Below are 24,935 nucleotides of genomic sequence, written 5' to 3'. Positions count from 1 at the left end.
TGGAGTTCGGCGGCCCCAGCCATAGGCTGGAGCACGCCCTCATGCTCGGGAAGGGGGGACGCGCATGAACGCGAGGCAGGCGATGGACTGGCTGGAGGGCCTCGACCCGGAGGCGGAGATCGCGGTGACGGCCAAGTTCCCGGGACTCGACGGATGGAGGGTGACCAGCTGGGCCGTGTCGACCGGCGAGGCCGAGGGCTGCCCCTCCCTGGAGGTCTCCGTGGAGGGGACCGACTTCGACTACCCGGCCCCGTCGAGGGCGCTGCTGGAGGTGCTTCCGGACCTCCTCGACAGGCTCCTCGAGGCGGAGGATTCGGGTTACCTGTAGGACGTGCGGACGGTCGGCGGGGCGGGCGCGGGAGCCCGCCCCGTGGGCCTTACCATTTCGGAAAATTTTCGCTTACCAAATCGGAAAGCTCCTTTTACCATTTCGGAAACTTTTACTTGACCAAATACAGGGCTCCGCACGGCCTGGGCCCCACCGGCTTATCTAAGGGATGCGTTCGGCCCTGCCGGGCCTCAGAGCATCCCTTAGATAAGCCGGTGGGCACCCCGGCCTGAGGGGGTCCTTCCTGGTCAAAGCGCGCCGAAGGTGATCGCGAACGAAGCGGAGCCAGCACCTGCGGAGGCGCTCCGTGCGACTTGTTCTGTTCGCGAATTGTTTGGCAGAGGCAGCTGCACAAAGCGGGGCTTCCCCATGGTTTTTTGACCTACCCCATGGTTTTGATGAGATAGTCCTTGAAGCCTGGGAGGGCAAAGACCAACTTGCCGCGGACCGGCTCGTCTATAACACCCGCTTCCAGAAGGCGCTTTTTGTAGATCGAGACATGGCTCGGAGACTTGGCAAGTCGCGTCTTTAGATTTGCCTGAAGCGTCTTACCCTCGTCCTGACTCATGGCAAGCAAAAACTCGATATCTGCTTGAGAGAGTTCGGAGAGCGTTGCATCGAAGACACGCGATTCGAGCTCTTCCTGCGCGAGGCCGACGCCCTGCCTCACATGGTCGATCGAAATAACGCCCTCGTCATGCGACGCGTTCCAAGAGCGATAGCCGACCAGCTGCAACATAAAGGGAAAGCCGTCGATACGCTCCACCGCCGTCTGCAGAGCATCTTCGTCGATGCGCTTACCGCCGTCCATCACGGTGCTGCGAAACGCCTCTTCGACCTCGTAACTGGGAATGGGGCCGAGCGATTTGCGGGCTGCGCGGCGCAAGAACGACGTTGACTCCCCGGACAGGAGGGCCGAAATCCTATGCGGTAAACCGGCCATAAGCAGAACCACTCGCCTATCCTCTCGTACGAAGTGCTGGTACGTGGTCACAAGCGAGATCATCTCGTCGAGGGACGGGTCCACCTCGTCCACCGTAATAAGCAGCCCCGTGCCGGTTTTTGCCAGCTGATCGAGAAGCGAGTTCATGCGCGTACGCCAATTCGCGGGAGCCGCCTGGTCGCGCGTGAAGCCCACGCTTCCCAAGGCAGCAACCGAAACCGATGCAAGATGAACCGAACTCGCATTGTCTATCAAATGGGAAGAAGCGGCGATCGCCTGTTGAAGAATGTCTTCGAGCATTCCTTTGGTTGCCGTCACGTTGGACGCAATCCAACCGCGGGCGCGCGCCTCTTGAGCAAGGTACGTAATAAGAGCGGTCTTGCCCGACCCGCGGGCGCCAACAAACATGGTGCAACGATCGGGGCTGTTATCCGGATTATCGAGAGTCGTCAACAAGTCGTCGATAATCCCCTCTCGCCCCGCTAGGTACAGCGGCACTTTACCAAACACAGGAGTAAATGGATTGCTTTGAAGCTGCATCTCTGTATCCTTCATAAATACCCCTCCCCGCCCACATTCGTAAGTAACACACTCATATAGTACCCAAATAATGCAAAACAGTTTTAAATAGTCTTAAATGTTTTTAAACAGTCTTAAACACCCTTAAACGATCTTAAACATCTCAACCGCATGGGGGTTTACCTGGGATTGTGGATACGCAGGGGCCGCCCGTGTTTCCGCCGGGGTGTTCTGAGGCGCAACGCGCCGAACACACCCCAGACGGAAATCCCGGGCGGCCCCACAGCGGCGAACGCACCCCGGGAGAAAACCCAAGCGGCCCCGTTCATCGTCCAAAAATACCGCTAGCTCTTACCGAACCTGGCACCCTTGCGAACGCGGCCGCTTGCGAACTTGGACCCCTTGCGGGCGTCACGGCGAAGTCGCTCGATCACCTCGTCCTCGCTGGTGCCTTCTGCCAGGGCCTTGAGATGCACCACCGCGTCGCGCAGACGGGCTGCCTCCTCGAAGTCCATGGCCTCCGAGGCGCTGCGCATGTCATCCTCCATCTGGGCGATGATGCGCTGCAGCTCGTCGGGAGGAAGCTCGGAAAGCTCTTGCGCCAGGCGCTGGCCATCGGAGGCCTCCACGCCGGGAGCCGCATCCGCCCCGCCCTCGCCCGCCGGGGTGAAGAACTCGCCGTGGCCCAGTGAGTCGCCGCGGCTGCGGTCGCGCTTGCCCAGGGTCTCCGAGGCCTCAGCGATAAAGCTCGAAATATCGTTGATGGCCTTGCGGACGGTCTTGGGCTCGATGCCATGCTCCTTGTTGTAGGCCATCTGGATCTCGCGGCGGCGCGCCGTCTCGTCGATTGCCTCGCGCATGGAGTCCGTGATGGTGTCCGCGTACATGATGACCTCGCCCTCCGCGTTGCGCGCGGCGCGGCCGATGGTCTGGATGAGAGAGCGGCGGTTGCGCAGAAAGCCCTCTTTGTCCGCGTCGAGGATGGCGACCAGCGAGACCTCCGGCAGGTCCAGGCCCTCGCGCAGCAGGTTGATGCCAACCAGCACGTCGATCTTGCCGGCGCGCAGGTCGCGCAGGATCTCGACGCGGTCCAGCGTGGCGGTGTCCGAGTGCATGTAGTTGACCTTGACGCCGGCGTCGAGCAGGTGGTCGGTGAGGTCCTCGGCCATGCGCTTGGTAAGCGTGGTGACAAGCACGCGCTCATGGCGGGCGGTGCGGACCTTTATCTCGTCCAGCAAATCATCGATCTGACCGCGCACGGGGCGCACGTCGATCTTGGGATCAAGCAGGCCGGTGGGGCGAATGATCTGTTCCACGTTGTTTTGGCTCACGCGCAGCTCGTAGTCGCCCGGCGTGGCCGAGACGTAGATGAACTGCGGGATGCGCGCCTCGAACTCGTCGAAGCGAAGCGGGCGGTTGTCCAGGGCGGACGGCAGGCGGAAACCGTGCTCGACCAGCGTGACCTTACGCGAGCGGTCGCCCTCGTGCATGCCGCGGATCTGCGGCACGGTGACGTGGCTCTCGTCGATGATGCAGACCATGTCCTTGGGGAAGTAATCGATGAGCGTGAACGGGGGCTCGCCGGGCTTGCGGCCGTCCAGGTGGCGCGAGTAGTTCTCGATGCCGTTGGTGAAGCCCATGGTCTCGAGCATCTCAAGGTCGTAATCCGTGCGCTGCTGCAGGCGCTGGGCCTCCAGGAGCTTGTCCTCCGCCTTGAGTTCCGCCACGCGGTGCTCCAGCTCTTCCTCGATGGTCTTGAGGGCGGCCGTGACCTTGGGCTTCTCGGTAACGTAGTGGGAGGCGGGCCATACGGGGATGGCGTCGTACTCGCGCAGGATCTCGCCCGTGACCTCGTCGATCTCCGCGATCAGCTCGACCTCGTCGCCAAAGAACTCGAAACGCAAAGGGTGCTCGGCATAGGGCGGGTAGACGTCGACCACATCGCCGCGCACACGGAAGCAGCCGCGTGACAGATCGTAGTCGTTGCGGTCGTACTGGATGTCGATGAGGCAGTGGATGAACTCGTCGCGCTCGAGCGGCACCTTCTTGTCCACGTTGGGCGCCAGACCCGCATAGTCTTCCGGGCTACCGATGCCGTAGATGCAGGACACGGACGCGACCACGATGACGTCGCGGCGGGACAGCAGCGAGGCCGTGGCCTGGTGGCGCAGCATCTCGACCTCCTCGTTGATGGAGGAGTCCTTCTCGATATAGGTATCTGACTGCGGAACGTAGGCTTCTGGCTGGTAGTAATCGTAGTAGGAGACGAAGTAGACCACCGCGTTATGCGGGAAGAACTCCTTGAGCTCGCTTGCAAGCTGCGCGGCAAGCGTCTTGTTGGGTGCCATCACGAGCGTGGGCTTGCCCAGCGCCTCGATGGTCTTTGCCATGGTGAAGGTTTTGCCCGAACCGGTAACGCCCAGCAGCACCTGGTAGCGGTCTCCGTCTTTTACGCCTTTGACCAGCGATTCGATGGCTTGGGGCTGGTCGCCGGACGGCTCGAAGGGCGAAACGACCTCGAAAGCGGCCAGCTCTCCCGTGACACCGAAGCGGCGAAGCTCCCCGCCTACGCGTTCGACCTCGAAGTTCTCCATTGCTCTCCCCTCTTTGAACGCTGTGTTCACAACCATTTTGCCATGTACCGCAAAACCGCGCACCGTATACGCGCAAGCGCACCACGATGCGTTGGCAGATTGACATACGGGGAGGCGGGGAGCCTACATGAACGCGTCCGGATAGAGCTGACGATAGCGATCGTGCGCGTTGTTGACGCGGATAAGGTAGGCCTGCGTCTCCGGGAAGGTAATCGCGTTATGCAACGACGTATCCTGCTGGACCCAATCATCGACGTTGCCCATCCCGCCGTTGTAAGCGGCGATGGCCCGGTCCGCCGACCCGTTGAAATACGTGATGAGATAGGAAAGGTAGGCACTGCCGAACTCGATGTTGACCGCGGGGTCCTCGAGGTCGTCCGCGGAATAGAGCGAGCCGTCGACCAAGCCCTTGTCCACCATATCCTGGGCGGTCTCGGGCATAAGCTGCATAAGCCCGCGCGCGCCCTGGCTGGACTTTGCATCGGGGTCCCATCCGGACTCGGTCTCGATTACGGCCGAAACCAGATAGGGGTCGACCCCGTGGGCGGAAGCGGACTGAGCGATCTGCTCCTCATATTTTAAGGGGAAAATGGCGCTTACCATCAGCGACGGCGCATAGGAGTACGCCGCCGAGACGCCGCCCACCACGGCCACGGCCAACATGGGCAGCACGCGGTACCACGCCAGCAGGCGAGGTCGGTTAGCCATGGAGACTCTCCTCCGCAGCCGGCAGATCGAGGTTGTAGTGATCGACCAGCGCATCGAGCTCGCGGAACAGCGAATCATCTGCAAGCGCGTTGTCGATAACGCAAGTCGCCATCGCGATCAAGTCATCCTCAGAGGGCTGGCATTCCGCACGGCGATCGAAATCATCGGCATCCATGCCCCGCTCCACGGCGCGAAGGCGTCGCGTCTCCAGCGGGGCCGTCACAGCAATCACTTCGTCCGCCAGCGCGAACGCATCGGTGAAGCCCGCGGGGGCGGAAATCTCCACCACAGCAAGCTGGTGCTCCGGAACCATGACCGAGCAACAATTAGCCGGCAGCAAGCGAAGCCCCAGCTGCTCCAGCAAGATGGGATGGACGATGGCGTTGAGCCGCGCGGCGTCCTCCGGCGTATCGAACGCACGGCGGGCGAGGACGGCCCGGTCGATGCCGCCCATGGCGTCGAGCACGTCCCAGCCAAACTCCTCCGCGATAGCGTCCACAACGGCGGAGCCGGGCTGATAGAGGTCTTTGGCCAGCTGGTCAAGGTCGATACGCATGGCGCCGCGACGCTCGAGGTAGCGAGCGGCCGTGGATTTGCCCGAGGCGATGTTTCCTATGAGAAAGAAAGTAATCATGGTTACCTATTGTTGCTCAAAAGCGCATCCGGGCGTAAGCGCGGCAGAAGTCTTCGTCCTAATTACACGCGAGCGCCGCAAGCGACAGGGCCCCGCGAGGGAACGGCACCGCAGACCACGCGGGCGAGGCCTCGCGCTCTAGGCGTCGCGAGACCCGGCGGCGGGCGCGCCCGCCGCGGCAAGTGGGCGAAGAACGGTCAGGACGCTCAGCAGAAGCGAGCCCAATGCGATCGCGCCCCCGACGAACCCGATGAAACCGATGCCCACCCCGGACACCACCGCGCCGCCCAGCGCCGTTCCCGAGCCGATACCCAGGTTGAAGATGCCCGAGAAAATGGACATGGCAACGGTCGAGGAGTCCTTATCGCAGCAGCGGATGATCTCGGACTGGTAGGCGATGCTGAACGTGGTGGCGAACATGCCCCACACCGCGCAGGCGACGCCGAACACGACGGGCGCAGAAGCGGTGAGACGCATCAGCAGCAGGCCGGCGGCCACCCCCGCGCACGAGCCCGCCAGGAACAGGGCGCGCCGGCGGTCGTAAAAGCGCGTCATCGCGACGCTGCCGACAAGTCCCGCTATGCCGAAGACCGTGAGCATCAGGGTTATGAGCGAGTCGGACATGCCGCCCACCTGCTGCAAGAACGGCTCGATGTAGCTGTAACCGGTGTAGTAGCCCGTCGCGAACAGCATCGTGGTGGCGTAGATGCCCATAAGCACGCGATTCTTGAGCAGCGACGGCAGCTGGCGCAGAGTGAACGGCTCGCCCGCGGACATCTTGGGGAAGCACGCCATCAGGTACAAGACGATAGCCGCGGCGACCGCCCCGACGATGGTGAAGGTCATGCGCCAGCCGACCAGCAGGCCGATGGCACGACCGATGGGAAGCCCGAAGATCATCGCTATGGACGTTCCGGTCGCGACCATGCTGACGGCGAGCGAGCTATGGCGCACGTCCACCAAGCGCGAAGCGCACACCGCGGCGATGGACCAGAAAACGGCGTGCGCGCTGGCCACCACCAATCGGGCAAGCACCAACACAAGGTAGCTGGGGGCCGCCGCAGATAGAAACTGCCCCAAGGAGAATAACGCGATGACGCCGAGCAGCAGCTTTTTAAACTCGATGCGCGATGCGGCCATCATGAGCGGAAGCGACAGAATCATAACCGCCCAGGCATATACGCTGATCATGATGCCGGCCTGCGCCTCGGTGAGTGAAAATGTACCCGCGATATCCGTAAGCAGGCCGATGGGCATGAACTCCGATGTATTGAACACGAACGCCGAAAACGTGATGCCCAAAAGCGGCAGCCACTGCCGCAGAGTGATTCCCTTTTGCATCATATGTCCCCCAATTCCCCAGATGCACCAACTGCCCGCGCCTAAAAAGCGTCCGCGCTCTATTCCAGTTGGTGAATTATAAGGAATCGTTGCCGCAGGGTAAAAGCATTTTTTAAACTTTGAGGAATCGTTAACGCATATCAAGCGAACCGACAACGCCGCGTACGGGAACGATGCGACGAGAATCGAAAAGAGCGAACATCTGTTTGTGTCTATGCTATGATAGATAGTTACTCAAAGCAGATGCCGCGCGCGACCAAACAGGCGCCGCGGATGGATTCAGGGGCAGCGCGACGCTAAGGGAGCGCGAAGGGAGGCTATATGGACGAGAAGCGGGTCAAGCAGGCTCGATTCGCCGACGTGGCGGCGTGCTCCCAGCGGGCGGAGCGTGCCCGCGCCCTCATCGACCAAATAGTCCTAGACCAGAAAGCGCGCGGCAACTCCCATTTCTCGTCCAGCGTCTACCAAGACGAGCCCCTGCTCAAGACCGGAAGGCAGATGGCAAGCTATCTTCCGGAGCGCTACCGCGAGATGCGGGCCATATCCCGATGGGACGATTCCGGAGCGGACGGGCGCGGCAGATGGCTCAGCGAATCCGAGCTGTTCTGGCGTCAGGGCTCCTTTATGGCGGATTTTGAGGACGACTGCCCTTACCACGGCAACTTCAAATCCTATTACCCCACGTACAACGCCATGAGCGACCGGCAGCTGCGCGGCTACTTCACCTGGCGCTCGCACGTGAGGGCAGGCGAGGTCCCGCCCGCGCCAGATGCCTTCGCCCTGGTATACGTCTACGAGCTGCTCTGCGGCATCGGCGTCGACAGTCCGGTGCGCGGCTTCGAGGCGCTCAAATGGTTTTGCGACGCATGGGACGGCGAAGGAAAGGACATCAAGCGCCATGGGCTGACATGGCTGCAAGACTACGTGGTCTACCACGACCTCGACCCCAAGCTGCTCGCTCAGACCCCGTCCATGGAGTTCGAGGCGTCGCTTTGCACCTTTGCCCAAGCGCTCGCGAGCTACCGCAAGAGCGCGGGGTTGGACAAGATGGACGAGCCGTCTGACACGGTGGGCGCGAAGGCTGAAGCGGCGACAAGGATGACGACCGCCAGAAAGCGCAAGAGCGGCCCGCTCCCCCGCCCGGACGCCGATGTTGCCAGCGCGATGCTTGACGCCGCGGCGCGGCTCTCCGCCCATCGGATTGATACGGACGAGTTTTATCGCGAGCACCAAGATGACATGCGCGCCGTGACGGCCTCCGTCCTCGTCCGCCTTGACCAGCACCATCGAAGCACCCGCGGCGCAACGCTGGTCGAAGTTCTCTTTGGCAAGCGCATAGAGATGCCCTACACCATGTTCGCCTCGGCGGTGTTCTTTGAGGAGCGCGCCCACGCAGACGCCCACGTGACCCTCAACCCGCTTCGGTCCTACCGCTGCACCAAGGGCCTCTGGACGTGTGACCGCGTCCATTGCGACCAGGGGCGAAACATCAAGCTGGGCAACATCCTAAGGGAGATCGACCGCAGGATGCGCATTGCATGGGAATGGCCGCGCCTTTTGGACGAGGATGGCACCAAAACGCCCAAATACCTGCAAAAGATGATCGATACCGAGATCAAAAACCAGCTTGAATGGTCACGCGCGCACCAACCGGTTCGCATCGACATCGATTTGAGCAAGCTTTCCGGCATCCGCAGCGCGGCGGCCCAAACCCGCGAGGCCCTTCTCATCGAAGAGGAGCGCGGAGATGCGACGGAGAGCGGGTCCGCATTGCTTGAAAGCGCGGCATCGGTTGCGGGGGTCGACGTGCCGAGCACCGCCGGTTCCCGTCCGGCACCACCGCAAGCATCTGGACCGGCGCCATCGCAAGAATCTCCAAGCTTGGCTAAGCATGTGGACGAGGAGCCGCGGGCTGCGGCGACCCGGCCGCCCGCAACGCTGCAGGGTGGGCCGTTCACGCCAGAGCAAGCATCCTACCTGGCTGACCTACTCGCTGGATCAGCCTCGCCCCGCGTTCCCGAGGGCACATCTGAGGACATGCTGGTAGATGCGATCAACGACGCCGCGTTCGACCTGGTGGGAGACACCATATTGGATTTTACAGCAGGCGGCGTGCACCTTATAGATGACTACCGTGAAGACGTGGAAGGATACATCAATGGATAGCTCCGTGGCACAAAACCCCGTAGCGAACGGCGCGACGGCGGGCGGTGCGGCGCCGACCGGCGCAGCGATGGATGCCCCCAGGCCCATCGACTTCTCCGGCGCGCCGCGCATCCCCAAGCGCATCGCCGCCGTCATCCTCAACTCGCTCAAAGGCGGCGTGGTACCGCGCATCGGCCTGCCCTACATAACGGTGGGCCGCGAGACGGAGATACGCGCGCTGCTGACCGATCTGGACCTTATCGCCGACGGCGGCGCATCGTTTAGATTCCTCGTCGGGCGCTACGGTGCCGGCAAAAGCTTCTTGTTGCAGACCATCCGCACACACGCTATGGGCGAAAACTTTGTGGTAGCAGATGCCGACCTGTCGCCGGAGCGCCGTCTGCAGGGAGGCCAGGGACAGGGTCTCGCCACGTATCGCGAGCTCATCCGCAACCTTTCGACCAAAACTCGTCCAGAAGGCGGCGCGCTGATGCTGGTGCTCGACCGTTGGGTCGCCGCCATGCAGGGCTTGCAAGCCGACGCATCGCCCGACGGCACCGTCTCGGACGGCGAAGCGCGGGTGCGCGCGTTTTGCGCCTCGCTTGAAGAGATGGTCCATGGGTACGACTTTTCGCGCATGCTCATGCTGTACTACCGTGCGACCGTTGAAGGCGATGACGCTATGCGCGGATACGTCGCCAAATGGCTGCGCGGCGAATACCGCACCAAAACCGAGGCGAAAGGCGAGCTGGGCAGCACCGCGATCATCACGGATGACGACTGGTATGACTACATCAAGCTGCTGGCGGCGTTTCTGCAGGGCGCGGGCTACCGTGGCCTGCTGGTGCTGATCGACGAGCTGGTCAACCTGTACAAAATCCCCAACGCCATCAGCCGGCAGTACAACTACGAGAAGATCCTGCAGATGTATAACGACACGCTGCAGGGCAAGGCACGCCACCTGGGCATCATCATGGGCGGCACCCCCACCTCTGTGGAGGATCGGCGCCGCGGCGTCTTTAGCTATGAAGCGCTCCGCAGCCGCTTGACGCAGGGCCGTTTTGCCCGCGAGGGTATGAGGGACATGCTCGCCCCCATCATCCGCCTGCACCCCCTCACCTGCGAGGAGCTGCTGATCCTTATCGAGAAGCTCGCCCAGATACATGCCGGCTACTTTGGTTACACGCCCGCGTTGACCGAGTTGGACTTGGTTGGATTTCTCACGGCGGAATTTGGACGAGTTGGGGCCGAGAGCCACCTCACCCCGCGCGAGGTGATCCGAGACTTCATCGAGCTTCTGGACATTGCCTACCAGAATCCGAACACGTCCCTGCCGGAGCTTTTGGGATCCGCCGGCGCAAAGGATGGGGCTGCGGCGACGTCAACGCCGGACGCAACGGTGGCGCCGGGTGCCGCAGGGGCGCCGGGTGCCGCATCGGCTCCGGCCTCCGCCGCAGGCAGATCTGACGCCGAATTCGCCGAGTTCACGCTGTAGCAAAGTTCATGTTGCGGCTTCCCCTGACACGGCAACGTCAACGTTGATGAAACATAGAAAAGGGGCGCTTTTTGATTCGCTGGAATCGTAAAAGCGTCCCTAATCCCGTCTCACCAAAACGGTCTATAGAACCGCGGGCAAAACCGTGGCCATGCCTCGGTCGACCCGCGGTAAATGCGGGCCAGACCGTGACAAAGACACGATCGGGCCCGCAAGCTAAAGAACCAGAAAGCAGCCTTACTCCTCGGCGTCCTCGGCGGGCTTCAATGCCTCGGCAGACTCGGCGACCACGTCGGCATCGGCGCGGTGACCGTCCGCATCGCGCTCCAAGTCATGGATCAGCTCGCAATAGGCGTTCTCCGGGGCGGTCTTGATGGGAGCCTTCTTGGAGTAGAGCTTCACCGCACCCGCGGTCTTGTTGATAGGCTGCAGGGTGCCGGCGCCGGCGACGCAGCCGCCAGGACAGGCCATGCCCTCAAGCAGATAGCCGTTGAACTTGCCCTTAATGGCAGCCTTCATCATCTTGCGGCACTCGTCCAAGCCCTCGGCGTTGGTAACCTTGACATCCATGTCCGGGTGCTCGCGGTGGATAGCGTTCACCACGGCATTGGCCACGCCGCCCGCCACGGCAAAGGAGCGGCCATCGGCGCTGGCGACCTCGAAGTCGCTGGAGCCCTCGCCGGCGAGCCTGGTGTAGTCGATGTCCTTGGCCTCCATCATGCCGGCCATCTCCTCAAAGGTGAGGACAAAGTCGACCTCGCTCTTAACGCTCTTGCGCTGCGCCTCAAGTTTCTTTGCCGAGCACGGGCCAACGAAGACGATCTTAGCGTTGGGGTGCTGCTTGCGAATAAGGCGCGCGGTCAGCGTCATGGGCGTCAGAGCCATGGAGACGCAGTCCGCATGCTCCGGGAACTCCATCTTTGCCATGACCGACCACGCCGGGCAGCAAGACGTGCCCATAAACGGAATCTTGTCGGGCACTTCCTCCAAGAAGTCCTCGGCCTCCTGCACCGCGCACAAATCGGCGCCCAGGGCGACCTCCTCCATACCGGTAAAGCCCAGGGCTTTAAAGGCCTCGCGCAGCTTGTCCACGTTGCCCTTGCCGCCAAACTGGCCGACAAACGCGGGCGCGACCTCGGCGATAACCTCCTCACCGGCAAGAATGGCCTGGATAACCTGGAAGATCTGGCTTTTGTCCGCAATGGCGCCAAACGGGCAGTTGACCAAGCACTGTCCGCACGAGACGCATTTGCTGTAGTCGATCTGCGCGCGGCCCTGCTCATCAGAGCTGATGGCGTTCATACCGCAGGCAACGGCGCACGGGCGCGCGTGATGCTGGATGGCACCGTAGGGGCACACGTTGGCGCAACGCCCGCACTTGATGCACTTCTCCTGGTCGATGTAGGCCTTCTTGTCCTTAAAGGTGATGGCTCCCTTAGGGCAGATCTCGCGGCACGGGTGAGCCAGGCAACCCTGGCACGCATCGCTCACCTTGTACGAGTTCTCCTCGCAAGCGTTGCAGGCGAACTTGATGACGTTGATCAGCGGCGGCTGGTAGTAGGTCTCCGGCTTGGCGGCCTCGGCCACGCCCTCGGACAGCTTCGCGGGCTTGTCCACGCCCTGCAGCGGCAAGCCCATTGCTAGGCGAATGCGCTCGCCCACGATGGCGCGCTCGAGAAACACGCTCTCGCGGTACGTCGCGACGTCGCCCGGAATAATCTCGTACGGAAGCTCGTCCACCCAGCCGTAATCTCCCGACTGGCTCTCATATGCAAGGCGTGCTACCTCGCGAAACACGGTACGGCGAATCTGGGCGAGGCTGGTGTAAACCCCGCGCATCGAATTGCTCATAACAGTCTTCCCCTCTGTAACAGTTTGTTCTCTGTTGAGCCTATAGCGATGATTAACATTTTATAATCGTTGTCGCATATTCGACTAGACCAGTCGACGTTTCTTGGTGTTTTGAGACGCATTTTGACCGCGCCCGGGCGCCCCTGATCGCCATTGAAGGGATATCGACATGAAGAACAACCACAACACGCCTGCTTCTGTTGATAAATACCATCTGCTAGAAGCCACCGCCTGCCGCGCCGCCGACAGCGCCGTCATGGGACGCCGCGGTTTCCTCACCGGGGCGCTCGCCCTCGGCCTCGCCGGAGCCCTAAGCGCGTGCACCGGCAACGGCAACGCCGCCGGCTCCGCGACGGGCTCCGCAGCCGCAGCGGGCTCCTCGTCCGCGACCGCTTCCAAGACAACCGTGCGCGTCGCCTCGCTCAAGGGCCCCACCTCCATGGGCCTGGTTGGCTTTATGCAAAAGGCGGGCCAGCTCACCGCAGAGGGCGCCTCTGAGATGGAAGGCTCCGGAAAGGACCTCATCAACGCCTACGAGTTCCAGATGATGACCGCCGCGGACCAGATCATGCCCTCCATGATCAAGGGCGACCTCGATATAGCGCTGCTGCCCGCCAACGCCGCGAGCGTGCTGTACGCCAAATCCAAGGACGCCGTGCGCTGCCTCAACATCAACACGCTGGGCGTGTTGTCGGTGGTAACCGGCGACGCGACCGTTACCGCGTTCGAGGACCTCGCCGGCCGCACCGTCTACCTCACCGGCAAGGGAACCACGCCCGAATACGTCATGAACTACCTGCTCGATGCCGCGGGCATCGCGGACACCGTGACCCTTGAGTTCAAAAGCGAGGCCGCAGAGGTTGTCTCCGTACTCGCTGCCGACCCGCAGGCCGTGGGCGTGCTGCCCCAGCCCTTTGTCACCGCGGCGCAGGTCAAGAACGCCGCGCTCACCGCTCCCGTGGACCTTACCGATGTCTGGGAGCGCCTCGCCGGCGATACGGGCAGCCAGCTTCTCACCGGCGTGACCGTTGCCCGCGCAGCATTTGTGGACGAAAACCCCGATGCCGTGGACGAGTTCATGCGCGAGCAGGCAGCGTCCGTCGACGCCGTCAACGCAGATTCCGCCACCGCGGCCAAGCTTGTAGTCGCCGCGGGCATCGTCGAGGCTGAGCCGGTGGCGGCAAAGGCCATTCCCGCCTGCCACATCACCTGCATCGAGGGCTCCCAGATGCGCGAAGCCCTGGAGGGCTACCTCGACGTGCTCTATAACGCCGACGCCTCATCCGTGGGTGGAGCCATGCCAGGCGACGACTTCTATTACCAGGCATAACCGCAACATAGGAAGAATGCGGGCACAACGTAAGCGAAGCGAGGGACAGTGAATAACGGGACCAGCACCGGCCCCAATAATCCGCAGAGAACCAGCGCGACCGTCCTGGCAAGGGTCGTCGCGATCCTGTTTTGGATAGGGGCCTGGCAAATCGCCAGCATGGCGGTGAACAGCGAGTTCGTCTTAGCGGGCCCGCTGGACGCCGCCGCCGCGCTGGTGCGCTTGCTTCCCAGCGGCGAGTTCTGGCGCAGCGTCGGCTTCTCCCTTATCCGCATCGCCGGCGGCAGCGCCATCGCCTACCTGGTCGCCGTGCCCCTCGCCCTTATCGCCGCCGCCCTGCCTACCATCCGCACGCTTCTGCAGCCCGCGATGAGCGCCATCAAGGGCACGCCCATCGCCTGCACCGTGGTAGCGCTGCTCATATGGTTTGGGTCCAGAAACATCAGCGCCATCGCGGTTGGCCTCGCGGTGATTCCCGCTGTCTACTTCGGAGTTCTGCAAGGACTTGACCGGGCAGACCCCGGTATGCGCGATCTTTTCCACACCTTTAACGCACCCGTGCCCGTGCGGCTTCTTGCCCAGACGTGGCCGGCAATTTTCCCCTACCTGCGTGCCGCCAGCCAATCCGTTTTAGGCATGAGCTGGAAAGCCGGCATCGCGGCAGAGCTCATCGGCGTACCAACCGGCTCCGTGGGCGAGCGCATCTACCAAGCGAAGCTGCTGCTAGAAACTGCAGACCTATTCGCCTGGACCATCGCCGTAGTCGCCCTCGCATGGCTATTCGAGCGCCTGGCCCTGCGTGCACTGGATGCTACCTGGCCCGCATCCGCAAAGTTTGCACTCCGCTTCCGCCGCCATGAGCCGGAAGGAGCCCCCGTTGTCAAACCGTCCATCGCCAATAAAGCCCCTATTCTCACCGCCTCAAATCTAGTCTGCGGACACAACGGCATCGCATCATCAGGCCCGTTCGGCTTCCATCTGCGCGCAGGCGACATCGCATGCATCGAAGGACCCTCGGGAGCAGGCAAAACCACCCTTCTCAACACGCTCGCGGGCTCGCTCGACCCCGTGTCTGGCAGTATCGAACGTGGACACGGCGACACCGCCATAGCGCAGGTCTACCAAGACATCCGCTTGCTCGAAGAACTCTCCGCCATCGACAACGTGATGCTCATCGCCAGCGCAAATCTCTCTTCGGCAGAAGCTCGCAAGCGACTCAAGGAGCTGCTGCCTTCGGACGCAATCGACGCCCCCGTCAGCGCGCTCTCCGGAGGCCAGCGGCGCCGCGTGGAGCTAGTTCGCGCGTTCGCCGCGTCCTCGCACCTGGTGTTGCTGGACGAGCCGTTTACCGGACTCGATGCGCAAGCGCGCGAACTCGCCCAAGCTCACATCCTCGCCCATATGGAAGACAGGGCGGTGCTCATCTCCGCTCACGATGCCGCATCGCTCGACCTACCCCTTGACGCCATAATCTCCATCGGCACCGCGTGCCATACTGGCTCCCAAGCCGCTCGTCCATAACGCGTCCGACCGAATCACCAAGAGCCCCTCCGCATGGACCTCGCCTCCTACCGGCCACACGCCATCGCCGGTATCCGCCAGCGCGCCGTCCCAGCGTCACCCCTTCCTCTCTCCTCGTCCAAAAACGTTGGATAAAAACGTTGTTTGCAAATCGTGTTCCGGCTATGCTAATATAGAACGCGTGTTCGATAATTTTGTGATACTAGCAAACGCGTCAACGGCTTGTCAATGGGAATATGAAGGAGGTCGACCATGAGCGCATTCGATCGCTACGCACCCTTTGTGCAGGACTTTATCTACAACCACAACTGGGAGAACCTGCGCTCCATCCAGGTCGCCGCGGCGGACGCCATCTTCAATACGGACGAGAACGTGCTGCTCACGGCAAGCACCGCGTCTGGCAAAACTGAGGCAGCCTTCTTCCCCATCCTCACCGAGCTGTGGGAGAACCCGCCCGCAAGCGTTGGCGCTATCTATATCGGTCCACTGAAGGCGCTCATCAACGATCAGTTTTATCGCCTTGGAGACCTGTGCGAAGAGGCGGATATCCCCGTATGGCACTGGCACGGCGACGTCTCCGCCTCGCACAAAGCGAAAATGCTCAAGCATCCCAGCGGCATCCTGCAAATCACGCCCGAATCGCTCGAAGCGCTGCTCATGCACAAGCACGCTGCTGTGCCGCGACTCTTTTGCGACCTGCGCTACGTGGTGATCGACGAGGTCCATTCGCTGCTTCGCGGCGACCGCGGCGGACAAACCCTCTGCCTTATCGAACGCCTGGGACGCATGGCCGGCGTAAACCCGCGCCGCATCGGGCTTTCCGCGACAATAGGCGACCCAGAGCGTACCGGCGCGTTTCTCGCCAGCGGCACGGGTCGTGGCTGCATCATCCCGCGCTTTGAGGAGCCGCGCCGCGTCTGGCGCCTGTCCATGGAGCACTTCTATATCACGGGTCCCCCGGCAACCGAGCGAGCATTGCAAGACCACGGCCCCCAACAGGCAGACGTCCTCAAAGTCGAACGCGTAGCGGGCAGCGAAGACCGGGGCGGCGCGGACGACGACAGTCCCCGCATGGCGCCGCGGGCCCTTCCCGATCCCGACGGCGTGACCGTGCTCGATGCGGATGACAACGCGCTACTCGCCCCCACCGATACCGCACCCGATAACGCAGACCCCGGCATAGGCTACATCTTCGAGCGAACGCGCGGCCGTAAGTGTCTGGTCTTTGTCAACTCGCGCGAGGAGGCGGAAGCCGTCTGCTCCATGCTGCGCAGCTATTGCGAGGCACGGCATGAACCGGACCGCTTTCTCATCCATCATGGAAACCTCTCTGCCAGCTACCGCGAGACCGCGGAAGACATCATGCGGGATGAGGAGCAGCTGCAAACAACCGTCACCACCGCGACGCTTGAGCTCGGCATAGACATCGGGCGGCTGGAGCGCGCGTTTCAGATCGACGCGCCGTTCACCGTCTCCTCCTTCCTGCAGCGCATGGGACGAACGGGGCGGCGCGACGATCCACCGGAGATGCATTTTGTCATGCGCGAGGAGCAGCCCGAGCCACGCAGCATGATGCCGGAGACCGTGCCGTGGAAACTCATCCAGGGCATTGCGCTGGTGCAGCTGTATCGCGAGGAGAAATGGGTTGAGCCGCCCGCGCTGGACCGCCTGCCCTACAGCCTGCTCTACCACCAGGTCATGGCCACGCTCGCGTCCTGCGGGGAGCTCTCCCCCGCGGAACTCGCCCAGCGCGTGCTCACATTGAGCTACTTCCACCGCGTCTCCGCAGACGACCTGCGCGTGCTTCTGCACCACCTCATCGATACGGACCAAGTCGAGGTCACTGAAGGCGGCGGGCTCATCGTGGGCATCTCCGGCGAGCGCATCACCAACTCGTTCAAGTTCTATGCGGTGTTCCAAGAGAACGAGGAGTTCACGGTGCGCTGCGAGTCATCAGAGCTGGGCACCATAGTCAATCCGCCCCCCGCGGGCGAGCGCATCGCCATCGCCGGGCACTGCTGGCTGGTGGAAGAAGTCGACTGGAAGCGCCATTTGGTGTTCTGCACGCAGGTCAAGGGCCGCGTGCCCGCCTACTTTGGCGACTGCGCCGGCGATATCAACACGCACGTGCTCGAACGCATGAAGCGCGCGCTGGAGGAGCATGAAGCCTATCCCTATCTGCTGGGCAATGCACGCGCCCGTTTGGCGCAAGCGCGCCACGTTGCGGCCAATGCCGGCGTGGCGGGGCGCGATTCCCGACCGCTCATCAACTTGGGTGGAGACACGTGGGCGCTCTTTCCCTGGCTAGGCAGCTACGCGTTCCTGGCGTTGGAGCGTCTTCTCAAGATCAAGTGCGCAGACGAGCTTGGCCTTAAGGGGCTTGACCCTTCTCGTCCCTATTTCATGCAATTTAGGATGAAGGCGGGCGAGGAGACGTTCTACCAGATAGTCGCCGCGGAGGCAGAGGCCGATTTCGCCCCCATCGATCTGGTCTACCCCGGCGAGGTGCCGTACTTTGACAAGTATGACGAGATGCTGCCCGCAGAATTGGTTCGCAAGGGCTTCGCGGAAGGCGTGCTCGACATAGAGGGCATGCGCGAGCGCGTCACAGGCTGGCGCGATGCGTTCGCGGCTTTCGCATAGTCCCGCGCTCGCCCGCCGCGTAGTGCCACACGGCTAAGAAGCTCGCTAATCGCGAAGAACCTCTCCGAGGAACCCCTCGTCATACGGAACAGCAGCGGGCACGCTGACGTCCGAGTCCGTTGCGATGACGAGGAAGTTGTCCTCCCCGCCGAAGCGCTCGTCCTCGCAGGGCACGATGTGCACATGGAGGAAAACACGCGAAAGCGTCGCCACCTGGTCGCGCAGGAAGGTCAGGTCCCCGCAGTTATCGCGGGAGACCACATTGGTCAGGTAGATGCCCCCGGGCACCAGACGACGGCGAATCGCCTGGGCCGCCTCGAGAGTCGCCAGCGACGCCACCGGCTCGGCACCCACGAAGCAGTCGTTCACGATCGCGTTGTACTGCAGGCGGCCGCGCAGGTGCTCGCGGGCGTCGCGCGCCGACCCAAACGGATTGAGCGTATGCGCTTGGTGCCCCGCATGGACCGAACGATGGGCGGGATCGGGCAGGCTGACTTCAAAAAGGCGATCCTGCTGGTCGAGAAACGCGCGCGCGTCCGCAACAAAGACGCGCATGCGATTGCCGCGGGCTCGGGCGGCGTCGCCCAGGCGCTCCTCAAGCTCGTCCACAAAAAACCAGCGACGTGCACCAGAAACCACCGCGGGATCGATCTCCACAACATCAAGAGAGATTCCCTCGCGCGTGGTGAGCAGATGCTTTGGGTATGCAAACCCGCCGCCTCCCAGCATGAGCACGTCGGACATGCCGTGGCCGAACGCGGAGGCAAGAGGGGATTCTGCCGCGAACATGGTATCGAAACCGCGATAGTACTCGAACACGGGCTCAAAGCGATGCTCGCCCGTATACGTCGCAGACTGAAACACACCGCCGGACCTGAGCACGCGCACGGGGTCTTTTGGGCGAGAAGATGCGCTGACCTCCCCGTCGCCCGCCACCGCGTCGCCCGCTTCTTCATCGTCCACTTGAAACATGCGGGAGCGCGGCGTGTACACCAGGGCGCAGCCGCTATGCGTTCGCAAGGGATGCGCGTCGAAAATGCGCGCAAGCGCGGCGGCGGACGCAACGGAAGCGAGCGCCAGCGCGGCAACGCCCGCTGCAACCCTTGATGATGTGGAACGAAAAACCATGGCTCCCCCTTGCTGAGAAACGCAGGTGCTGCGAGCGGACATTGGGAATGGACGCAGCGAACAGGCTACAGATCGCGGCGCTGGTAGAGGCCGTTGTCCTCAAAGCCCAGGCCGCGGTAGTACCCGCGCGTGCCCACAGCGGAAATAACGTTGATGCGAGTATATCCCTCATCGCGAGCGATTTCGCAGGCGCGCTCGACCAGTCGGCGACCCAGACCCAGGTGCTGCGCCGCGGAGCCCGCCGCCCCTGCCTCGCCCAGGCGAGCGACCGCGCCGTAAACGTGAACCTCGCGGATCATCGCCTCGCCCGCGCGCACGGGCAGCTTGTCCACATGATCGGCGAGGTAATCCGTATGCGGCAGCGACAGGCGCAAAAAGCCCGCGATGCGCATGTCCCGGTCCACCCACTGCAAGAAGCGCTCCGAGGTATTGGAGGTCTCATAGCGGACCTCGTCCAAACGCAGCGCATTGACGTCGACCAGGCCCGTGCCCACCTCGCGGTAACGAATCTCGCGCACTCGCTCACCGACGGCGAGTCGCTGCTCCACCATTTGACGCAGGTTGGGCTTCTTGTTGCCGGCTTTGATGTCATTGGACGAGAAGTCGCGAATCATGCGCGAGATGCGGCAGAACGAGGGCGTGGCGAGCACGTCGGCGGCGAGCACGTCCATGAGGACGTCTTCGGTATACGGGATCCATGCGCCGCTATCGAAATCGCGACACAGACGCGCCCCCTCGATGAGCGCGCAGGGATAAAGCTTGATCTCATCGGGCTGATAGGGGGCCTCGGTGACCAGGCGCCGGTAGTCGCACTTGTCGCTTTCCGGGGTTGCGCCCAACAGGTTGACCATGGCGTGCGCGTGAATCTTGAACCCGAAGGCGCGCAGCAACCCGAAGGCGCGCTGGATGCGCTCGATGCGGATGCCGCGATCATTGGAATCGAGAATCTGCTGGTCAAGACTTTGAATTCCCATTTGAATCTTAGTTGCGCCCAACTGCCGGATGAGCGTGAGCGCGTCTGGCGTCACGGCATCAGGACGAGTCTCGATCACCAGGCCAACCACGCGATGGCGCGCGGTCTCGTTGGCGTGCTGAAGCTGGACGAGTTCTTCCAGCGTGGCGGATTGCATCTGCGTGGCGCGGACCCATGCATCGCTTTCGCCATAAAGACGAGCGAACGCGCGATTGTAGTTGAGCTCGCCCGTATCGATAGCGCGCTGCTGTTCCGCCGCGAACGCAGCGAACTCTTCGGCGGTCTGCGGGAAGCCGCACTCGCGATAAAACGCTCGACGGGCAGCCACGTACGCCGGAACGCCGGCGTCTCGCTGAGAGTTCGCGTCCGCGCACATCGCCGCATCGAGAGCAGAAGGGTTATCCGCAAGCATGGGGTTGGCGGCCACGTCCGCTATCGCGCTATCGTTCAGCGCGCGGAACAACTCAGACACAAACCAGATTTGGTACTCACGCGGATAATCGCTCCACGTGCCGCCCAAAACGATGAGCTCGATCTTGTCGACGGCGTGCCCCATCTGCGACAGCGCCGTCAAGCGCGCGGACACCTGCAAGTAGGGGTCGAACCACGTTTGCTCGGCGCGCTCGCACGCGGGCTCGCCGTGCAGATAGCTCTTGGGCATGCGGATATCATTGGGGCAGTAGCGGCAATCGCTGGAACACGGCCAGGGCTTGGTGATGACCGTAATGGTCGCCACGCCCGACGCCGTGCGCCGCGGCTTCATGCGCAGCACCGCCAGCAGCTTCTCCTCCAACTCCGGCGTCACTCCCCAGGACGCCCAGCGCTGGGGCTCGTCGCGCTTGACGCGCTGGTAGAACGGCAGCAGACGACGCTTGGCGTAAGCACGCTTGTCCGCGGCGTCGCGTCGCGCCTGGGCATTGATTATTTTCACCAGCGAGCGGTCGTCGACCTCGCGACCGACGGCAAGCTCGCTCAATATGTTCAAAATGATGTCTTCCATGGCAGGAATTGTATCGTAAAGAACGGGGCATCGTCTTGGTCCCCCACCTGTCGACTCGCATATGATTATGCTTGCAATACCAGAGAAGATCGCCCCGCTCCCTCGTCCTCGCCAAACAGAAAGCCCCCCCTTACATGGACAACGCCACCGCCCAAAACCTTATCGATCTCAACACGCGTTTCTATGCGGAACACGCCGCTTCCTTCTCGGCCACCCGCAGCGCGCCATGGGAAGGCTGGCGGCACGTGGCGGACATCGCGCGCGAGCACTTTGGCGACACGCCCGCCGCGCTCCGAGTCTTCGACCTGGCCTGCGGCAACCTGCGATTCGAGCGTTTCTTGGCAGAGCAGCTTCCGCACACCTCGCTACATGTCACCGCGATCGACAACTGCCCCGCGCTCGCCGCGAACATGAACGAGCTTGCACGCGTCGACTACCACAGCCTCGATATCCTGACCTCCCTTCTCGCCGAGGACGAGTATGGAAGCGATGACGCAATCGCAGGTTCCCGGACCTCCGCACTCAACACGGCTTTTCCCCACGCAAGCTGCGACCTTGCCGTATGTTTCGGCTTCATGCACCATGTGCCGGGCGCAAAGCTTCGCCAGGCCGTACTCAGCCGGCTCATCGACGCCGTTCGCCCGGGCGGCATCGTCGTTGTCTCGTTTTGGCAGTTCATGAATGATGGGCGCATCGCTCGCAAATCAGCGCGCTCCCTCGACCTCGCACTCGCCCAGCCTCCGTTCGCGGGCTTCGCCTCCAGTTCGCTGGAAGAAGGCGACCACCTCCTCGGTTGGCAAGCCGACGACGCTGCCTTTCGCTATTGCCACCATTTCTCAACAGCCGAGATAGACCAGCTTGCGGCATCGGCCTCGCCCCTCGCCGCGCCCATCGACACATTCTCGGCAGACGGATCCAACCACAGCCTGAACCGCTACCTAGTGCTCCAGCGAAACGCTTAAGGGCGGGGCAGCAAACATGCGCCTATGGGGTGTGCCCTCCGCGCAAACGGGGCACGCCCTCTACGCAAGCTGATTTAATTCATGCGGAGCAAGCCCCCACGGGACTTTCGCGCCTTCGTAAGCCTTCAGCATAAGCATGCCTGCGCAGTTCTTGAGGATAATTGCATCCATTTCAAAAAAGTCTTTGTATACCAGCTTGGTAGACATTTCCTACCTGCACCTTCTTACAGACAACAGGGGTGTCTACTCAGCAAAATCCAAAATCGATGCAATTATCCGTCACATCTGCACGCGCCTGGCCAACCCCACCGCTTAGACCGGGTACAGCACTGACAAATATACCCCATATGAGGAATAAAAACCCACGATCAGAGCCCGCTTGCCTCGCCCGCCGCGCTGCTCGCGCAGATAAAGAGCCGCCAACCACCGCAGACCCTGCACAACTCGCACGCCAAGCGCGGGTATCATGAAACACCTTGCCTACCCGCCAATCCCGCATGAAAAGGAGCAGCCTAATGGGCTCGACCCGCGCCAGAACCCCCAAGAACTTTGTCCTGGACGAGCGCTTGGAGCGCTATCGCGACGCCATCGAGTACATTCCCGCAGCCTACGCCGGGAACTGGGCGCAGGCGTGCTGGCCTCTCGATCCGCATGCGGATAGCACCTCGCCGCGGTCTTTCCGCGAGGTGCGACTCGACCTTGGCTGCGGCAAAGGCAGCTATCTGGTAGCCGCCGCGCAGGCAGAGCCGGACGCCCTTTTCATAGGCATCGACATGCAGCCGGTCTGCATCGCCTACGCCTCCCAGCGCGTGATCGAAGCGGGCATCAAGAACGCGCTGCTCATCCCCGGCAGCGGCGAAAAGCTTTCGCACATGTTCGCCCCCGGTGAGCTCGCCAGCATCACCCTCAACTTCCCCACGCCGCACCCCCGCAAACGCGAGGCAGCGCAGCGCCTCACCACCGTGGAACACCTGCTCGACTACCGCAAGCTGCTTGCCCCAGGCGGCACCGTCGTTTTGCGCACGGACAGCGAGCCCCTCTTTGATTACTCGCTGCCGCAGTTCGAAGGTGCGGGCTACACCGTTCAGTGGACCTCGCACGATACGCGCGCCGACCACCCCTCTATCCCCATGAGCGAATATGAGGAGCGACTGGTAGAAGAAGGAGCAACCGTCCACGGCATCTGCGCCCGCCTGGACGAGGAGCCCTCAGGGCAGCAGCTTCAAGCAGCTCGCGAACAGTCCCTCAACAGTCTCTACGACTACATCCCCGAAGACCTCTACGAAGGCGCCTACATTCCCCACGGCATGAACTTCGCGATCACGGCGTTCCGCAATCGCCGCAGGAACCTAGAGGCTCGAAACAGCAGGCAATAGCCCCGTCTTCTGGAACTCGGTTTCAGCTAGTCAGGTTGCCCGCGCCCTTTTCATCAAAGGTTCATTTGTTAACGCGAATCTCGCCTTTGCTGGTTGTTCCAGCATTCCGGCCAATTTACAAAACCGTCGGTACTATCGTTCTTCTTTTTGGGAATTATGACAACAGTTGTCGCATTTCTATCATCAGTAGCGGCACTGCGACTACCCGTCGCTTCCGTCACATTTCATAAAAAGGAGAAAGCACCATGGACATCAAAAACGTTACCGTAGCCGGCGGTGGAGTGCTCGGCAGCCAAATCGCCTTTCAGTCGGCATATTGCGGCTTCAACGTCACCGTCTGGCTTCGCAGCGAAGGCTCGGTGGGGCGCGCGAAGCCCAAGTTTGAACGACTGCGAACAATTTACCTCAACACCCTTGAAGCCATGAAAACAAACCCGCAGGCATACTGCCGCGGGCTCGCCCCCTCCCCCGACATGAGCGCAGAAGAGATCGACCAGCTGAAGGCGCGGGCAGATGCGGCCTTGAACAACATCACCTTCACGCTAAGTTACGAGGACGCCGCGCGCGACTGCGACCTCGTCATCGAGGCGATCGCCAAGAATCCAGAAGAGAAGATCGCCTTCTACACCGAGCTCGCAAAACACCTTCCCGAGAAGACAATCATCGCGACCAACTCGTCGACCATGCTCCCCAGCGCTTTCGCACAATACACTGGCCGTCCGGAGAAATACTTGGCACTCCACTTCGCTAACGAGATCTGGCGCAACAACACCGCCGAGGTCATGGGGCATCCAGAAACCAGCAAAGAAGGGTTCGATAAAGTGGTCACATTCGCCCAGGCGATATCGATGATCCCGCTGGAACTCCACAAGGAGCAACCGGGATACATCTTGAACAGCCTGCTTGTCCCCTTCCTCTCCGCTGCAGAAGAACTGCTGGCAACCGGCGTTGCAGACTGCGAAACCATTGACAAAACGTGGATGCTTGCCACCGGCGCCCCGTTAGGGCCGTTCCGCATCCTGGACATCGTCGGCCTCACAACCGCATACAACATCGGCATCATGGATCCACGCTCCAAAGATCCCGGCACCGTTCAAGGCAAGGTCGCCGCCCTCCTCAAAGGCTATATCGATGAGGGCAAAACCGGTGTCAACGCGGGCGAGGGCTTCTACAAATACTAATCCGCACGCACGGACCCAAGCGCGGTCGAGAATAACGGCAGCCAATAGGGCGCGGGCCCACATCCCTACATAACGTGGACAGCGGACCCGCAGCCATCACGGCACCAGCCTCGCGAAGACAAATGCCGCCCAGCAATACCCACATCGGCGTGCAGGGGCGTCAAAAAGCGGGTATACTGGAAGCGATCGGGAGGCGTACGCCCTCCTGGAACAGGTTATTGTGGGGTAAAACCCGCACGAACAGCCGCTCCTGCCAGGGCGGC

The 24,935-nt window shown here is 62.1% G+C and carries 18 protein-coding genes; 9 read left to right on the top strand and 9 right to left on the bottom strand.

From position 1 onward, the window contains the following. The first annotated feature begins 64 nt into the window (after nt 1-64). Nucleotides 65-328 (top strand): hypothetical protein, encoded by a 264-nt coding sequence (locus tag HMPREF9452_RS07840; RefSeq protein ID WP_009141602.1) that lies wholly within the window; start codon nt 65-67, stop codon nt 326-328. A 382-nt stretch (nt 329-710) separates the two neighbouring features. Here HMPREF9452_RS07840 and HMPREF9452_RS07835 read toward each other — a convergent pair whose 3' ends face one another. The 5 genes from HMPREF9452_RS07835 to HMPREF9452_RS07815 form a co-directional block, all read right to left on the bottom strand. After that, nucleotides 711-1,826, bottom strand: a complete 1,116-nt coding sequence (locus tag HMPREF9452_RS07835; RefSeq protein WP_009141601.1) for an ATP-binding protein — start codon at nt 1,824-1,826, stop codon at nt 711-713. A gap of 308 nt (nt 1,827-2,134) precedes the next feature. Further along, nucleotides 2,135-4,384: an excinuclease ABC subunit UvrB gene (uvrB, locus tag HMPREF9452_RS07830; RefSeq protein ID WP_009141600.1), complete on the bottom strand. Its 2,250-nt coding sequence runs from the start codon at nt 4,382-4,384 to the stop codon at nt 2,135-2,137. Nucleotides 4,385-4,507: 123 nt separating this feature from the next. Then, a complete protein-coding gene (locus HMPREF9452_RS07825) occupies nt 4,508-5,092 on the bottom strand; it encodes a lytic transglycosylase domain-containing protein (RefSeq protein WP_009141599.1) in 585 nt (194 codons plus the stop codon). After that, on the bottom strand, nt 5,085-5,726 hold the full coding sequence (gene coaE, locus HMPREF9452_RS07820; protein WP_009141598.1) for a dephospho-CoA kinase: 642 nt from the start codon (nt 5,724-5,726) through the stop codon (nt 5,085-5,087). Before coaE ends, HMPREF9452_RS07825 begins: the two co-directional genes overlap by 8 nt. Nucleotides 5,727-5,864: 138 nt before the next feature. Next, nucleotides 5,865-7,070, bottom strand: coding sequence for an MFS transporter (locus HMPREF9452_RS07815; RefSeq protein WP_009141597.1), 1,206 nt, complete (start codon nt 7,068-7,070; stop codon nt 5,865-5,867). A 318-nt stretch (nt 7,071-7,388) separates the two neighbouring features. Here HMPREF9452_RS07815 and HMPREF9452_RS07810 point away from each other — a divergent pair, with 318 nt between their 5' ends. Together HMPREF9452_RS07810 and HMPREF9452_RS07805 are read left to right on the top strand one after the other, a co-directional pair. After that, nucleotides 7,389-9,233: a TerB N-terminal domain-containing protein gene (locus HMPREF9452_RS07810; protein WP_009141596.1), complete on the top strand. Its 1,845-nt coding sequence runs from the start codon at nt 7,389-7,391 to the stop codon at nt 9,231-9,233. Beyond that, nucleotides 9,226-10,707 carry an ATP-binding protein gene (locus tag HMPREF9452_RS07805; RefSeq protein WP_009141595.1) on the top strand — a complete coding sequence of 494 codons (1,482 nt, stop codon included), beginning with the start codon at nt 9,226-9,228 and terminating at the stop codon, nt 10,705-10,707. Before HMPREF9452_RS07810 ends, HMPREF9452_RS07805 begins: the two co-directional genes overlap by 8 nt. Before the next feature lie 237 nt (nt 10,708-10,944). Here HMPREF9452_RS07805 and HMPREF9452_RS07800 read toward each other — a convergent pair whose 3' ends face one another. Further along, entirely contained in the window at nt 10,945-12,558 is a 1,614-nt protein-coding gene (locus HMPREF9452_RS07800) for a 4Fe-4S dicluster domain-containing protein (RefSeq protein WP_009141594.1), read from the bottom strand. 169 nt (nt 12,559-12,727) lie between these two features. Between HMPREF9452_RS07800 and HMPREF9452_RS07795 the strand changes: the two genes are divergently transcribed. The 3 genes from HMPREF9452_RS07795 to HMPREF9452_RS07785 all read left to right on the top strand — a co-directional run bounded on the left by HMPREF9452_RS07795 (nt 12,728) and on the right by HMPREF9452_RS07785 (nt 18,052). Continuing rightward, nucleotides 12,728-13,888 (top strand): ABC transporter substrate-binding protein, encoded by a 1,161-nt coding sequence (locus HMPREF9452_RS07795; RefSeq protein WP_009141593.1) that lies wholly within the window; start codon nt 12,728-12,730, stop codon nt 13,886-13,888. Nucleotides 13,889-13,936: 48 nt separating this feature from the next. After that, nucleotides 13,937-15,409, top strand: a complete 1,473-nt coding sequence (locus HMPREF9452_RS11415; protein WP_009141592.1) for an ATP-binding cassette domain-containing protein — start codon at nt 13,937-13,939, stop codon at nt 15,407-15,409. A 252-nt stretch (nt 15,410-15,661) separates the two neighbouring features. Beyond that, entirely contained in the window at nt 15,662-18,052 is a 2,391-nt protein-coding gene (locus tag HMPREF9452_RS07785) for a DEAD/DEAH box helicase (RefSeq protein WP_009141591.1), read from the top strand. A gap of 45 nt (nt 18,053-18,097) precedes the next feature. On the opposite strand, the gene HMPREF9452_RS12185 is transcribed toward HMPREF9452_RS07785, so the two are convergent. Both HMPREF9452_RS12185 and HMPREF9452_RS07775 read right to left on the bottom strand, forming a co-directional pair. After that, nucleotides 18,098-19,180, bottom strand: a complete 1,083-nt coding sequence (locus tag HMPREF9452_RS12185; protein ID WP_009141590.1) for a spermidine synthase — start codon at nt 19,178-19,180, stop codon at nt 18,098-18,100. Between the two features lie 65 nt (nt 19,181-19,245). Then, complete coding sequence (locus HMPREF9452_RS07775) at nt 19,246-21,153, bottom strand: elongator complex protein 3 (protein WP_009141589.1); 1,908 nt, start codon at nt 21,151-21,153, stop codon at nt 19,246-19,248. A gap of 134 nt (nt 21,154-21,287) precedes the next feature. On the opposite strand from HMPREF9452_RS07775, the gene HMPREF9452_RS07770 reads away from it, so the two are divergent. After that, the gene (locus HMPREF9452_RS07770) at nt 21,288-22,115 is read left to right on the top strand and encodes a class I SAM-dependent methyltransferase (RefSeq protein WP_009141588.1); all 828 of its coding nucleotides are present in this window, start codon (nt 21,288-21,290) and stop codon (nt 22,113-22,115) included. A 60-nt stretch (nt 22,116-22,175) separates the two neighbouring features. Here the strand turns inward: HMPREF9452_RS07770 and HMPREF9452_RS11850 are convergent, their stop codons facing one another. Beyond that, complete coding sequence (locus tag HMPREF9452_RS11850; RefSeq protein WP_009141587.1) at nt 22,176-22,322, bottom strand: hypothetical protein; 147 nt, start codon at nt 22,320-22,322, stop codon at nt 22,176-22,178. Between the two features lie 308 nt (nt 22,323-22,630). On the opposite strand from HMPREF9452_RS11850, the gene trmB reads away from it, so the two are divergent. Then, nucleotides 22,631-23,491, top strand: coding sequence for a tRNA (guanine(46)-N(7))-methyltransferase TrmB (trmB, locus tag HMPREF9452_RS07765; protein ID WP_009141586.1), 861 nt, complete (start codon nt 22,631-22,633; stop codon nt 23,489-23,491). Between the two features lie 245 nt (nt 23,492-23,736). Beyond that, complete coding sequence (locus HMPREF9452_RS07760) at nt 23,737-24,672, top strand: 3-hydroxyacyl-CoA dehydrogenase (RefSeq protein WP_009141585.1); 936 nt, start codon at nt 23,737-23,739, stop codon at nt 24,670-24,672. The last annotated feature ends 263 nt before the right edge of the window (nt 24,673-24,935 follow it).

Source organism: Collinsella tanakaei YIT 12063 (assembly GCF_000225705.1).
Classification (GTDB): Bacteria; Actinomycetota; Coriobacteriia; order Coriobacteriales; family Coriobacteriaceae; genus Collinsella; species Collinsella tanakaei.
Note: the sequence above shows the minus strand (reverse complement) of the source record. Positions and strands in the feature narration are given on the sequence as shown.